The organism is Janthinobacterium sp. Ant5-2-1 (assembly GCF_001445815.1).
Classification (GTDB): domain Bacteria; phylum Pseudomonadota; class Gammaproteobacteria; order Burkholderiales; family Burkholderiaceae_D; genus Janthinobacterium; species Janthinobacterium lividum_E.
The window spans coordinates 16,351-29,425 of sequence record NZ_LNCE01000057.1; the positions used below are offsets into that span (position 1 = coordinate 16,351).

At 61.0% G+C, this 13,075-nt stretch carries 13 protein-coding genes; 5 read left to right on the plus strand and 8 right to left on the minus strand.

The features are described from left to right. Positions 1–108 precede the first annotated feature (108 nt). The 3 genes from ASN89_RS18835 to ASN89_RS18845 form a co-directional block, all read right to left on the minus strand. On the minus strand, positions 109–1,101 hold the full coding sequence (locus ASN89_RS18835; protein ID WP_058050335.1) for a porin: 993 nt from the start codon (positions 1,099–1,101) through the stop codon (positions 109–111). A gap of 108 nt (positions 1,102–1,209) precedes the next feature. Continuing rightward, the gene (locus ASN89_RS18840) at positions 1,210–2,523 is read right to left on the minus strand and encodes a dicarboxylate/amino acid:cation symporter (protein WP_046683240.1); all 1,314 of its coding nucleotides are present in this window, start codon (positions 2,521–2,523) and stop codon (positions 1,210–1,212) included. Between the two features lie 384 nt (positions 2,524–2,907). After that, complete coding sequence (locus ASN89_RS18845) at positions 2,908–5,238, minus strand: catecholate siderophore receptor Fiu (protein ID WP_058050336.1); 2,331 nt, start codon at positions 5,236–5,238, stop codon at positions 2,908–2,910. 293 nt (positions 5,239–5,531) lie between these two features. Between ASN89_RS18845 and nudC the strand changes: the two genes are divergently transcribed. Together nudC and folE are read left to right on the plus strand one after the other, a co-directional pair. Further along, positions 5,532–6,365 (plus strand): NAD(+) diphosphatase, encoded by an 834-nt coding sequence (nudC, locus tag ASN89_RS18850; RefSeq protein WP_082127649.1) that lies wholly within the window; start codon positions 5,532–5,534, stop codon positions 6,363–6,365. A gap of 78 nt (positions 6,366–6,443) precedes the next feature. Next, entirely contained in the window at positions 6,444–7,010 is a 567-nt protein-coding gene (gene folE, locus ASN89_RS18855; RefSeq protein WP_035822985.1) for a GTP cyclohydrolase I FolE, read from the plus strand. Between the two features lie 46 nt (positions 7,011–7,056). Here the strand turns inward: folE and ASN89_RS18860 are convergent, their stop codons facing one another. Beyond that, positions 7,057–7,833 (minus strand): AraC family transcriptional regulator, encoded by a 777-nt coding sequence (locus ASN89_RS18860; protein WP_152988621.1) that lies wholly within the window; start codon positions 7,831–7,833, stop codon positions 7,057–7,059. Between the two features lie 235 nt (positions 7,834–8,068). Between ASN89_RS18860 and ASN89_RS18865 the strand changes: the two genes are divergently transcribed. After that, positions 8,069–8,491, plus strand: coding sequence for a hypothetical protein (locus tag ASN89_RS18865; RefSeq protein ID WP_058050338.1), 423 nt, complete (start codon positions 8,069–8,071; stop codon positions 8,489–8,491). On the opposite strand, the gene ASN89_RS18870 is transcribed toward ASN89_RS18865, so the two are convergent. After that, on the minus strand, positions 8,485–8,850 hold the full coding sequence (locus tag ASN89_RS18870; protein ID WP_046683244.1) for a hypothetical protein: 366 nt from the start codon (positions 8,848–8,850) through the stop codon (positions 8,485–8,487). The genes ASN89_RS18865 and ASN89_RS18870 overlap by 7 nt on opposite strands. A 312-nt stretch (positions 8,851–9,162) precedes the next feature. On the opposite strand from ASN89_RS18870, the gene ASN89_RS18875 reads away from it, so the two are divergent. Beyond that, positions 9,163–10,809: a methyl-accepting chemotaxis protein gene (locus ASN89_RS18875; RefSeq protein WP_058050339.1), complete on the plus strand. Its 1,647-nt coding sequence runs from the start codon at positions 9,163–9,165 to the stop codon at positions 10,807–10,809. Positions 10,810–10,825: 16 nt separating this feature from the next. Here the strand turns inward: ASN89_RS18875 and ASN89_RS18880 are convergent, their stop codons facing one another. Continuing rightward, the gene (locus ASN89_RS18880) at positions 10,826–11,251 is read right to left on the minus strand and encodes a hypothetical protein (protein WP_058050340.1); all 426 of its coding nucleotides are present in this window, start codon (positions 11,249–11,251) and stop codon (positions 10,826–10,828) included. Between the two features lie 189 nt (positions 11,252–11,440). On the opposite strand from ASN89_RS18880, the gene ASN89_RS18885 reads away from it, so the two are divergent. Further along, entirely contained in the window at positions 11,441–12,139 is a 699-nt protein-coding gene (locus tag ASN89_RS18885) for a glutathione binding-like protein (RefSeq protein WP_058050341.1), read from the plus strand. Positions 12,140–12,146: 7 nt separating this feature from the next. Here the strand turns inward: ASN89_RS18885 and uraH are convergent, their stop codons facing one another. Then, positions 12,147–12,557, minus strand: a complete 411-nt coding sequence (gene uraH, locus ASN89_RS18890; RefSeq protein WP_058050342.1) for a hydroxyisourate hydrolase — start codon at positions 12,555–12,557, stop codon at positions 12,147–12,149. A gap of 11 nt (positions 12,558–12,568) precedes the next feature. Next, on the minus strand, positions 12,569–13,063 hold the full coding sequence (locus ASN89_RS18895; protein ID WP_058050343.1) for a GlcG/HbpS family heme-binding protein: 495 nt from the start codon (positions 13,061–13,063) through the stop codon (positions 12,569–12,571). Positions 13,064–13,075: the final 12 nt, after the last annotated feature.

Genomic DNA, 13,075 nt, shown 5'->3' on the forward strand with positions numbered 1-13,075 from the left:
GGCCCACACTTCTATTTTACGGACATCTCAACGTCCGACAAAATCGTAGCGAGCGGCAGTGATTTGTGGCCGAGAAGCGCGCCGCGCAGTAGATTTTGGCCGACGTCCTTAGAACGTATGACGCATGCCCAGGTTAAAGCCGCTGTTGCCGGTGCCATCGTCGGTGGCATTGCCAACCTTGTAGGTAGCGCCGTTCTTGTTGCTGATGTGGCCGTAACCTGTGTACAGGTCGCTGCGCTTGGACAGGGCATAGAAGGCGCCGATGGCCCACTGCTGGGCGTCACGGTTGGCATTGCTCTTGTCGTTGTGGCGGATGTACGACGCGACCAGCTTGGTGGCGCCGAACGGGGCGCTGAAGCCAACGAGGATGTCATTGCTCTTGCTGTTGTCGAGGGCGCGGTTGTCGGCGTAGCCGAAGTTACCTTGCAGCACGCCAAAGTCGTAGCGCGTGGCCAGCAGGGTGTTGCGCGTTTGCTGGGTCGCCAGCGCATTTTCCTGGCGGTGGTGCGTCAGGGTCACGTTCAGCGGACCGTCGATGTAATGCACGGCGCCGCCCATGCTGCGGTTTTTCGCATTGTCGCCGGCCACCTCGCCAAAGCCATACGCCAGGTCGGCCGACAGCTTGCTCCAGGTCGGCGTGCTGTATTGCACCATGTTGTCGATGCGATAATTCGTCGCCATGATGTTCGACGCCGTGCCGGCCAGGCCGATGACAAACGGATCGGCCACGTCGCGCAGTGCCAGGTAGTACGGCGTATATTGGCGGCCCAAGGTGAGGGCGCCGGCGCTGCCGGTCAGGCCCACATACGCCTGGCGGCCGAACAGCCGGCCGCCCTGGCCCGAGGTACCGGTATCGATATTGAAACCGCTTTCCAGCACGAAGGTGGCGGCCAGACCGCCACCGAGGTCTTCCTTGCCCTTGAAGCCGATGCGTGAGCCGGAAGCGACGCCGGAAGCGACGCGGTTCAGGCGGTCTCCAGCCGCATCCTTGTCGAACACCAGGCCGGCGTCAGCCACGCCATACATGGTCACGTTCGATTGGGCCATGGCGCCGGTGGAGGCTGCGCCGAGGGTCAGCAGGGTAAACAGGACTTTTTTCATGAAAATCTCTCTAATAAGTTGGAATGACTACTGATCGCACTACCTGACTGCTTGTTACTCAACATCGACAACAAATAAATGGCCCGCTTGTGGCGGGCCATGGCGCTATCAGGCTTTGCTAGCGTGATCCGCTTCGCCCCAATGGCTTTCCGTGTTCTGGTTGGCCGCGTTGGCCGCGGCGGCTTCTTCCTCGGTGGCCAGGCCACCTTCCCACTTGGCGACGACGGCCGTGGCGACGGCATTGCCGACCGCGTTGGTGGCCGAACGGCCCATGTCGAGGAATTGGTCGACGCCCATCAGCAGCAGCAAGCCCGCTTCCGGAATATTGAACTGGTTCAGGGTAGCGGCAATCACCACCAGCGAGGCGCGCGGCACGCCGGCCATGCCTTTCGAGGTCAGCATCAGCAGCAGCAGCATGGTGATCTGCGTGCCTATCGACAGGTCGATACCGTAGGCTTGGGCGATGAACAGCACGGCAAAGGTGCAGTACATCATCGAGCCGTCCAGGTTGAAGGAGTAGCCCATCGGCAGCACGAAGCTGGAAATCTTGCGGTCCACGCCGAACTGGTCGAGCGCCGTCAGCAGTTTTGGATAGGCCGCTTCCGAGCTGGCCGTCGAGAATGCCAGCAGGAATGGTTCGCGGATCAGGCCGACCAGTTTGAAGACGCGCGGGCCGATGACGACGAAGCCGGCGGCGATCAGCAGTGCCCACAGGCACATCAGGCCCAGGTAGAAGCCACCCATGAACTTGGCAAACGTGACCAGCACGCCCAGGCCGTGTGTGGTGATGACGGAGGCCATCGCGGCGAACACGGCCAGTGGAGCCAGGTTCATGATGGTGCCGGTGATGCGCAGCATGACTTGTGCCAGCTGGTCGACAACGGCCGTCAGGGTCTTGCCCGATTCGCCCAAGCCGGCCAGTGCGCCGCCGAAGAAGATCGAGAACACCAATACTTGCAGGATTTCATTGTTGGCCATGGCTTCGATCGGCGACTTCGGCACCAGGTGCGTGAAGAAATCTTTCAAGGTGAAGGCGGCCGTTTTCAAATTCGTTGAAGCGTGTACGTCCGGCAATGGCAAGCCCAGGTTGGTACCCAGCTGCATCAGGTTCGACAGCACCATGCCCAGCGCCAGCGAGACCAGCGAGGCAACCACGAACCAGCACATGGCTTTCAGGCCGATGCGGCCGGCCGTCTTGCCGTCGCCCATGTGGGCGATGCCGACCGTCAGGGTGGAGAACACCAGCAGCGCAATGATCATCTTGATCAGGCGCAGGAAGACGTCGGTGACGATGGAAATATTGCCAGCGATCTGAGCGCTGAGCTTGGCATCAGGGAAGGCGGTGTTGCATCCATACCCGACAATAATGCCGAGGACCATGGCAATCAGGATGTACAGGGTTAATGGCCGTTTCTTTTTCATTTTGACTCCTCCAAATGAAGCGCCGCTGTGAGCGGATTATTGATAGCGAGCAACTCAAGCTTGGAGTCAATATTTCTCAAAAACAAGCCCTTGCGTGCTAGCGATTATTTGCAGCAAAACCTGTACATAGCAAAGGATATGCCTGAAATTGGCATTTGACGCATAACTTCTTAAGTTGTTGATTTAAGGAAGCTTTTTTGTTGTCAGGATGTTGCAATTTCGCAGGCTTGCGCGAAATATTGGACGCGGCGGGGCATCGCTGTATGACTTTTCATACGCTAGTCGCGTCAGGGCGGCAGTGCGCCAAAAAGGCAAGATTATCAGGACAATAAAAAAGCCCCTCCGAAGAGGGGCCGATGTTGCGTAATACTTGTTTTCTTGACGTTAGAACTTGATATTGGCCGTCAGGCTGAACGAACGGGGCTGGCTTGGCGTGTAGCGGAAGCCGGACTTGTTGATGGCTGCCACATAGGTCTTGTCGGCCAGGTTGTAGGCGTTCAGCTGCAGGTCGAGGTTCTTGTTGACGGTGTAGGTTGCCATGGCGTCGAAGACCCAGTAGGCATCCACGCGGGCCGGTGTGCCGACGGCGCCATCGGTACCGCGCAGCATTTCACCCACGTAACGCGCGCCGCCGCCGATCTTCAGGCCGAATGGCAGGGTGTACGACGTCCAGCCCGTAAACGCCTGTTTTGGCGTGTAGCTGAGGTTGTTGACGCCGCTGGCGGTGACGACCTTGCCCGACTTGACACTGGTATTCATGCGCGTATAGCCAGCGCTGACCAGCCAGTTAGGCATGACTTCGCCCACCATGCCGATTTCGATGCCCTGAACGCGCTTCTTGCCGGTCTGGTAGTAGATCAGGTCGATGGGATCTTGCTCTACTTCATTTTTCACTTCCGTCTGGTACACGGCTGCCGACAGCGACAATTTTTGTTTCAGGAAATCCCACTTGGTGCCGATTTCCTTGGTGGTGGTTTCTTGCGGATCGTAGATCGGATTTTGCGCGCTGCTGGCGCCGGTGCTCAGCGTGAAGTTGGTGCCCGGTGGCGCCTTCGACGTGGCCCACAGTGCATACACGCTGCTGTCCGGCGTCGGCTTGTATAGGGCCGAGATCTTGCCGTTGGCGAAGGTGTCGTTCAAGGTGATGTGGGCAGGAATAGGCGTACCAACCGGCAACTTTTGTACCTGGCCTTGGGCCACGGCCGTTTGCAGGGTGATGGCGTCATACGTGGTGTTGAAATGGTCGAAACGCACGCCGCCGTTGAAGATCCACTTGTCGCCGAACTTGATGGTGTCGAAGACATACGCGCTTTGCGTGTTGACTTCGCCTTGGCTGTAAGCGCCGTTGCGCACTGGCTGGTAGCCGGTAACCGGATCGCGCGGATTTGGATGGTACAGATTGGCGTCCGGCAGGGTGCCCAGGCTGGCAGGCACATAGCTGTAGTTGGTCTGTTTTTCGCTGGTGAACTCGGCGCCGGCCACCACGGAGTGTTTCAGCACGCCCGTGTCGAATTGTGCGCTGAGCACGGTCTGGTTGGTCAGAATCGTGTTTTCCTGGTCCTTCACGGTGCGCAGCGAGCGCGCCAGGGTCCAGGTCGACGGATCGGTGGCGACCGGCGTCTTCAGGTTGGCGGTGCTGCCCATGAAGGCTGTCAGCAGGTAATCCTGCTTGGTCTTGCCGTAGCGCGTGGTGTTCTGGAATTGCACGGTCGGCGAGAAATCATGGTCGATGCGCAAGGTGCCCATGTCGGCCTTGACCTTGTCGTGGTCCGTGGTGGAGCCGTAGAAATTCTTCGGGTCGACCTTGGCGGCACTGTTCAGGAAGGTGCGGATGACTTTGTTCGTCGGCGTGATGGTGTCGGGTGTCGAATAGCCGGGCAAGCCGATGGTCGGTACGAAGCCGTCGGGCACGTTGTTTTGATCCACGTGCAGGTAGCTGGCCGTGATGCGCGTCGGTTTGCCGATGCCGAAGGTGACGGTGGGCGCGAAGGCCCAGCGCTTGTTCTTGACTTCGTCGCGCGCCGGATTGCCGCTGTCCTGCGTCATCAGGTTCAGACGGAAGGCCGTGCCGGAATCGGCGTCGATGATGCGGTTCCAGTCGGCCGTGGCGCGTTTTTGCTTGCCGCTGCCGGCTGTCAGCAGGGAATTGAATTTGTTTTCCATGGTCGCTGTTTTGCTGACCAGGTTGATCGAACCGGTCGGCGAACCGCGGCCGCTGTCCGTACCCGCCGGGCCCTTCAATACGTCGATCTGTTCGATGTTGAAGACGTCGCGCGAGATGGAGCCCACGTCGCGCACGCCATCGACATAGATGCTGCCCGAGGCATCGAAACCACGCATGTAGACGGCGTCGCCCGTGTTCGTGTTGCCGTTCTCGCCGAGGAAGAAGGTGCCGACGCCCGGTGTGTTGCGCAGCGCGTCCGTCAGGGTCAGCGCGCCTTGCTGCTCGATCAATTCCTTCTTGATCACGACGATGGTTTGCGCCGTATTGACCAGCTCTTCCGTGTATTTCGGCGACGAAGCTTTTTCAGCCTTGAAATCATTTTCCTTGGAGCCCACGACCTTGATTTCGTTCAGGGTTTGCTGCGATGCCGGGGCGCTTTGGCCGGCCGGATCGGCCGCCTGGGCGGCGACGGGCAGCAGCATCACGGCCAGGGCGGCGCCGATGTGCTGGTTGAAACGGGTGGGGGCGTGTTTGCGGCTCTTGATTGCCATCTTGCTCTTTCGAAAAGGTCAGGGTAGTGGTTCCTGGCTGGCTCTGCGCCGCTGTGCTTGGGCACGCGGGCAAGTGGCTGGCGATGGAGACGGAATAGGCCGTATTGTAATAACTGGGCGCTATTTCGTAAATGAGAATCGTTATCAGTATCATTTACGCAACGGATTGCGCGTGTCACAAAAAAAACACTGTCATGGCTCATGAATGCTTGCTTTGCGGCCCGGCCGCTGCTATGCGCGCAAGCGTCCGGCAGCGGGAGTATGATGAGCAACCTTTACTAGTTCCGCCAAGCATGCTGCAGACTCCCGATGCCTTTGTCCCCCTGATCGATGCGCCCGAACCGGCCCCGGCCGCCGAGCAGACGCTCACCTTCGTCTTTCACCGCGGGCGTCTGTTGTTGCGCATGCCCGAGCTGGCCTTGCCCACTGCCGCCGAAGTGGCCGCGCTCGATATCGACTTGAGCCGCGCACAACCCGTGGGTTTGTGGCAAGACCGCTATTGCCAGACGGTCTGGGTCGACGAGGAGCTGCCCGTCGGCGCCGGCCTGGCCTGGCACGGCATGCGCTCGCTGTTCAATGCTGTCGACGACGCTTTCCTGGGCTTGGCCAGCCGCGCCGTGCAGCTGGCCGAGTGGGCGCGCACGCACCGCCATTGCGGCGTGTGCGCCACGCCCATGCAGCGCACCCGTGGCGAGCGCTGCTTCACCTGCGCCGCTTGCGGCATGCTCGCGTATCCGCGCATTTCGCCGGCCATGATGGTGCTTATCCGCAAGGGCGAGCAGGTGCTGCTGGCCATGCACAAGCACTCGCCGTCGCAGCGCTTCAGCCCGCTCGCCGGTTTCCTGGAAGCGGGCGAATCGATCGAGGAAGCCGTGCACCGCGAGGTGATGGAAGAGGTGGGCTTGCGCGTGCATAACCTGCAGTACTTCATGAGCCAGTCCTGGCCGTTTCCCCATTCGCTGATGATCGCGTTTACGGCCGATTACCTCGATGGCGAGATCCGCCTGGACGAGAACGAGATCGCCGAGGCGCGCTGGTTCGGCCCCGGCGATGCGTGGCCGGAAGCGAGTTCGAGCGTGTCGATTTCCGCGCTGCTGGTGGGCGCGCACCGTCCGCCAACGGTATAGGCAAAGAGGAGGCTGCTCGGGCAGCCTGCCGCATTTTCTATATACTGGCGGCAATTGAAAATTTTAGGGTGGTGTAGCATGTCTCAAGAAGAATTCTCCGAAAACGACTGGCGCCGGCTGATCAGCAGCTTTGGTGAAGATCCGCAGCGTCCTGGCTTGCTGGAAACGCCGGCGCGCGTGGCCAAGGCGTGGAAGCACTGGACGTCCGGCTATGGTCAGGACCCGGTGGACTTGCTGAAAGCGTTTGAAGATGGCGCGGAACAGTACAACGAGCTGATCGTCGTGCGCGGCATCCCCGTCTACAGCCATTGCGAACACCATCTGGCGCCATTCTTCGGCAAGGCCACCATCGGGTACGTGCCCAACGGCAAGATCGTCGGCCTGTCGAAATTGACGCGCCTTGTCGATTGCTTCTCCAAGCGCCTGCAAGTGCAGGAACGCATGACGATGCAGATCGCCAATGCCTTGATGGAAGTGTTGGAACCGAAATCGGTGGGCGTGGTCGTACGCTGCCGCCACCTGTGCATGGAAAGCCGCGGCATCCGCACGCCGGGCGAAGAAACCATCACCTCGGCCATGCTGGGCGAGATGCAGCCGAACCTGGCGCTGCGCACGGAATTTCTGGCCCTGGCGCGCGAAGTCTGATTTTTGGCGACGATGCAGGACGAAGGCGGCGCAATGCCGCCTTTTTTTATATTCTTCCCGATTCCCGTTCCGCCAGGTAGCGCGCCGGCGGCTTGCCCACGGCCTTGCGGAACATGGTGACGAAACCGCTGGTGTTTTCATAGCCGAGTTCCAGCGCCACCGCTTTCACGCTGCGCCCTTGCGCCAGCCGTTGCAAGGCCAGGATGACGTGCAATTGCCGGCGCCAGCGTCCCACGCTCATGCCCAGTTCCTCCAGTGACTGGCGGGTCATGCTGCGCTCGCTCATGCCGATGCGGCTGGCCCACTCGGCCAGGGTGCTTTTATCGGCGGGCTGCGCCAGCAGCAGCGCGGCCAGGCGGCGCAAACGCGCATCGCGCGGCATCGGCAGATGCAAGTCTTCCACGGGCGCGGCCGCCAATTCATCGAGCAGGGTAAGCACCAGGCGTTCCTGCGCGCCCTGCAGCGCGGCCAGGGTGGGAAAACCGGCCGCCTTGGCGATCAGTTCGCGCAGCAACGGCGACACGGCCACGGTGCAGCAAACGGAGGGCAAGGCGGGCGCCATGGCTGGCTCGACAAACAGGCAATAGCACTCCGCCTCGCCCACGCCCTGCGCCGAATGCATCAGGCCGCCAGGTATCCACACGGCGCACTGGGGCGGCACGATCCACACGCCGCTTTCCACCTCGCAATGCATCACGCCCCGCGTGGCATACAGCAACTGTCCCTTGCGGTGCTGGTGCGGCGCCTGCTCCGCGTCCTCGGGCACGCTGGCCAAGCCCACGGCCAACAGCGGGCGCAACACGCCATCGATGTCGAAATCCATGAGGGAGGCGCTGGCGTCCAGGCCCAACTCGGTGCTGAGCATGCTCGGTTGCAATGGATGGGGCATGGATGCGCTTTGGCTGGATTGAATAATATTGTGGCTATTTTATGCAATGACGTCCGGCGGCGCCATCGGTATCGTGTGCTGATCCGCAGCCCCGCTTCAACGGCAACCGCCGCCGCCAGTGTTCTGATGAAGGTAAGGAGGAACGGCAACCCCCTAAGGAGTCATCACCATGCAGCTTGATTTATCCACTTTTCCCCTCGTCTGGATGCGCCGCGAGGCAGCGCCTGTCCAGCCCGATATTCTGTTTGCCCAGTTTGACGCGCTGCTGGCGCGCCGCCAGGCGTTTGTCATTCTCAGCGAGGAAGGCTTTGACGAGGATGGGCATGAACACCCGCAGGAAGAGCGCAAGCGGGCTGCGCTCTGGATGAAGCGGAACAAGGCGGCCATCCGCGCGTATATCCAGGGCATGGTGCTGGTCGAACCGAGCGCCGCCAAGCGTCTGGCCGGCAAGGCCTTTGCCGTGATGTTCGGCAAGTTCTGGGGCTATCCGCTGCATTTCGGCACCAGCCGCGACGACGCGCTCGACATCGCCCAGCATTTGCTCAAGGCGTGGCTGCCGCCAGCCGACGGCAGCACGGCCGCGCATCAGTAGCGATAGTCGTTGATAAAGTGTTTTGTAAAGTTGTACTTGCTGCCGCCGTCGAGCAAGTCGACCAGGCGTTTCGGCGCCGAGGCCGACATGAAGGCGTCGGCCGCGCCGCCCGTGCTGCGGAACTTCATGCCGGGGCTGAGGATCTGGTTGGCGCCGATTTTCAGGTGCTGGAAGCTTTTCGTTTTCTCATTATTGAGAATGAAATGTAATTCCTGCTTGAAGGTCAGGAAGGGGATCTTCAGCCACCAGCCTTCGTCCGTGCCATAGCTGGCGACGCTGGCAAAATGCGTGTTCTTGTCCGTCAGCGTGGGTTTGCCCAGGCGGTCGTTGATGCGTTTCATGGCTTCATTCTTGGTCATGCTGTGCTTTCGTGATTCATCTTGTATCCGGCGTGCATTTTGACACAGGCACGCCACCCCCGCTGCCTTGCCTCCCCTATCTGCATGCTTTTTTACTGCAATGCAGCATCAATTCTCATTAATTGTCGCAACGCATTAACAACACCAAGCAAAAATCATTGCCTCCCGGCATTGTAAATATCGGTCGTTCGAGCGTATGCTGGAGTCGTCTGAACGGTGCCGCCAGAGCACCGTCGCCGCCGCATTCCTGGCCTGCCGGGCTGGAAGCGGGCCACGCCCCATCGCCGCACAATAGAGAGTTGGAGACACAGCATGAAGAAATTGACGTTCCAGCAGAAGTTATGGATTCCCCTGATTTGCAGCCTGTTGTGCATCACCGTTATTTTTGTCTATAACGCCCTGGAAGTGCGCAAGATCCGCATCGAAGAACGTAGCGCCGACCTGAGCAATGCCGCCGACCTGGGCCTGGGTGCCGTCAAGATGTTCGGCGACCTGGCCGCCAGCGGCGCCTTGACGAAGGAAGAGGCGCAGAAGCAGGCCACGGCCGTCATCAAGAGCATGCGTTTCGGCGAGACCGGTTATTTGTCCATCATCAACCTCGACGCCGTTGTCGTGATGAATCCCGCCGCGCCGCAAACGGATGGCAAGAACATGTCGGATTTCAAGGATGCCAACGGCACCTATTTGTACCGCGACATCGTTACCGTCGGCAAGAGCGATGCGGGCAAGGGCTTCGTCCACTATTATTTCCCACGTCCCGGCCAGAAGACCCCCGAACCGAAAATGAGCCGCGTGGTGGCCTACAAGCCATGGGCCTGGACCCTGGTGGTGGGCGTGTACATGGACGATATCGACGCGGCCTTCCGCCAGTCGCTGCTGACCTCGCTGGGCGTGCTCGTGCTCGTGTGCGCGTTGCTGGCCGCCGTCGTCGTCGTGATCAACCGCAGCTTGCGCCATGCGCTGGGCGGCGATCCCGAGTATGCGGCCGACGTGGCTGAAAAGATCGCGAATAACGATTTGAGCGGCGTCGTGCGTACGCATGCCAACGACCGCCACAGCGTGCTGTACGCGATGAAAACCATGCAGGCCAACCTGGTCGATGCGATCAGCGAAATCCGCCACAGCGCCGAAACGATCGCCATGGCATCGAGCGAGATTGCCAGCGGCAATATGGACTTGTCGGCGCGCACGGAAATGCAAGCCAGCTCGCTGGAAGAAACGGCCGCCTCGATGGAGGAATTGACCTCGACCGTGACGCAAAACGCGGGCAATGCCGTGCAGGCAAATGAACTGGCGCAGTCCGCTTCCGCCGTGGCCCGCCAGGGCGGTGCCGTGGTGGCGCAAGTGATCGGCACCATGGATACGATCAATGCTTCGTCGCGCAAGATCGTCGACATCATCGGCGTCATCGATGGCATCGCGTTCCAGACGAATATCCTGGCCTTGAACGCGGCCGTGGAAGCGGCGCGCGCCGGTGAACAGGGACGCGGATTCGCCGTCGTGGCGTCCGAGGTGCGCAACCTGGCGCAGCGCTCGGCGGGCGCGGCCAAGGAAATCAAGGAACTGATCGGCGCTTCCGTCGACAGCATCGCGGCCGGCAGCACGCTCGTCGCACAGGCGGGCACGACCATGGATCAGGTGGTGGCCAGCGTTTCGCGCGTGACCGACATCATGGCCGACATCACGGCCGCGTCGCACGAGCAAAGCACGGGTATCGGCCACGTCAACCAGGCGATCACGGAAATGGATAGCGTGACGCAGCAAAATGCGGCACTGGTGGAAGAGGCTGCTGCGGCGGCGTCGAGCATGCAGGACCAGGCGGCCGTGCTGGCGCAACTGGTGGCGCGCTTCAAATTGTCGGCGCAGGAATCGGGCACGTCGCCGCGCCTGGCGGCCACTTCGGCTGGCGCACCGCGCGCCGCGGCGAAAAAGCCGCTGCGCAGCCTGGCGGCGCGCTAAGGTCTTTGCGAAGGACTTATTGGGCTGGCGCCGCCGCTTGCGGCGCCGGTTCGAATTCCAGCTTGTCATCGACGACCACGAATTGCCCGATCGGCTGGCCCAGGTCGGCTTTCGGGTCGTTTTCCATTTCCGTCAGGTCATTGCAGGTATTCGTTTCCGCCTGCCACAACTGCTTGCCCATGCGGATATTCCACAGGCCATCGCCGGCTGCAAACAGCTCGACGGTGATGTCGGCCGGCGCATCCGTCGACAGGGTATGCAGGCGCTGGCATTGCGGCAGATTGGTCGCCATCAGCTGCACTTCCACGGTATCTTGCCAAAAATAACGTTGCTGGCGGCGCACGATCAGGGAATGGTCTTGCCCATCGAACATGTAGATGGCGAAGTCCTGGACACAGCCTGACAGCAGGACGGACAGCGTGACGATCAGGAGTTTGCGCATGGTCGGCTTTCGTTGATGGTTCTCGGGAATGGCGGCGTTCAATTCTTGCGGCGAGAGTGGGCGCTTGCGCTGCCTGGGCGCCGTCTTGTTTTTCGCTTACGTGGCATTATATCCATGCATATCAGTTGCGGCGCGACAATAGTTATGCCAAGTGCGCCTGCCCCTACTTATCTACATGGAAAGACCACGATGATCGACCTGTATTACTGGACCACGCCCAACGGGCACAAAGTGACGATGTTCCTGGAAGAAGCGGGCATCCCTTACAACCTCATTCCCGTGCATATCGGCAAGGGTGAGCAATTCAAGCCCGAGTTTCTCGCCATCGCGCCGAACAACCGCATCCCCGCCATCGTCGACCAGGCGCCGGAAGATGGCGGCGCACCGCTGTCGCTGTTCGAGTCTGGCGCGATTTTGCAATACCTGGCCGAGAAAAGCGGGCAATTCCTGCCGGCGGACGTGCGCGGGCGCGCCGAAGTCATGCAGTGGCTGTTCTGGCAAATGGGCGGCCTGGGCCCCATGGCGGGACAGAACCACCATTTCGTGCAATATGCGCCCGAATCCATCGACTACGCCATCACGCGCTACGTGAATGAAACGAACCGGCTATACGGCGTGCTGAACAAGCGCCTGGCGGACCGCGAATTCGTGGCCGGCGACAGCTACTCCATCGCCGACATGGCGATCTATCCGTGGATCGTGCCGCACGAACGCCAGCGCCAGAAGCTGGAAGATTTCCCGCACCTGGCGCGTTGGTTCGCGGCCATTGCCGCCCGCCCCGCCACCGTGCGTGCGTATGCCCGCGCGGCGGAGATCAATGTGCAGCCGACCGTCAGCGGCGACGCGAAAAGCGTGCTGTTCGGGCAGACGGCGAAGACGGTGGCCTGAGCAACGGTTAATTGCCCCGGTACGTGGAAAAGCCGAAAGGGCTGAGCAGCAAGGGAATGTGATAGTGCTGGTCAGTCTTTTCCACGTGAAATTGCACGGGAATTTCCGGGAAGAAGGTTTCCTGTTTCAGGCGCGCATAGTGTTCGCCTGTCTTGAACACGATGCGGTAGTCGCCCGCCTGCATGGGCGCATCCACCGGATACATGGCCGCAATGCGCCCCTGCGCATTCGTTACGCCACTGCCCAGTTGTTGCCAGCCTTCACTGTTCTTTTGTTCCAGGGTGACCGTTACGCCGGCCGTCGGTTGCCCGCTCTGCAAGTCGAGGATGTGCACGCTCAAGGGATTGGCGGCGGCCAGGGCCATGCTGGACAGGCTGGCGAAGGCCAGGGCGGCGCTTATTTTTTTCAGGTAGGTCATCGTTGCGTCTTTCAAAGGGTAGGGGAATCGAGTTCGGGGATGGCGGCCAGGGCGGCATGGGCGCAGGCCCTGTCTTGCAGGGCGCCGCCACCACCGGCCACGCCGATGGCGCCGACTACTTCGCCCTTGGTTCGCAAGGGCAGGCCGCCACCCAGTAGCAACAGTTCCGGCACGGTCGTCAAATTGGCCATGTCGGGATTGCCGCGCGCGGCCACGGCCAGTGCCTGGGTATCATTCTTGGTGGACAGGGCTGTGTAGGCCTTGCGCCGGCTCGCATCCGTGTTGTGCGGCCCTACGCCATCGGCGCGCTGTACGGCGACAATATTGCCGCCACGGTCCAGTACGGTGACGACGATATGCCGTCCTTGCGCCTGGCAAGCGGCCATGGCCGCACCGGCCAGCTTGTTGGCCGCCGCCAGCGAGAGGTCATCGACCTTGCGCAGCTGGGCGTGGGCTGGACTGGCCAGCAGGCACAGCAGGGTACTGCCGAGTAACAGGGTTTTCATGTGGCTGTCCGT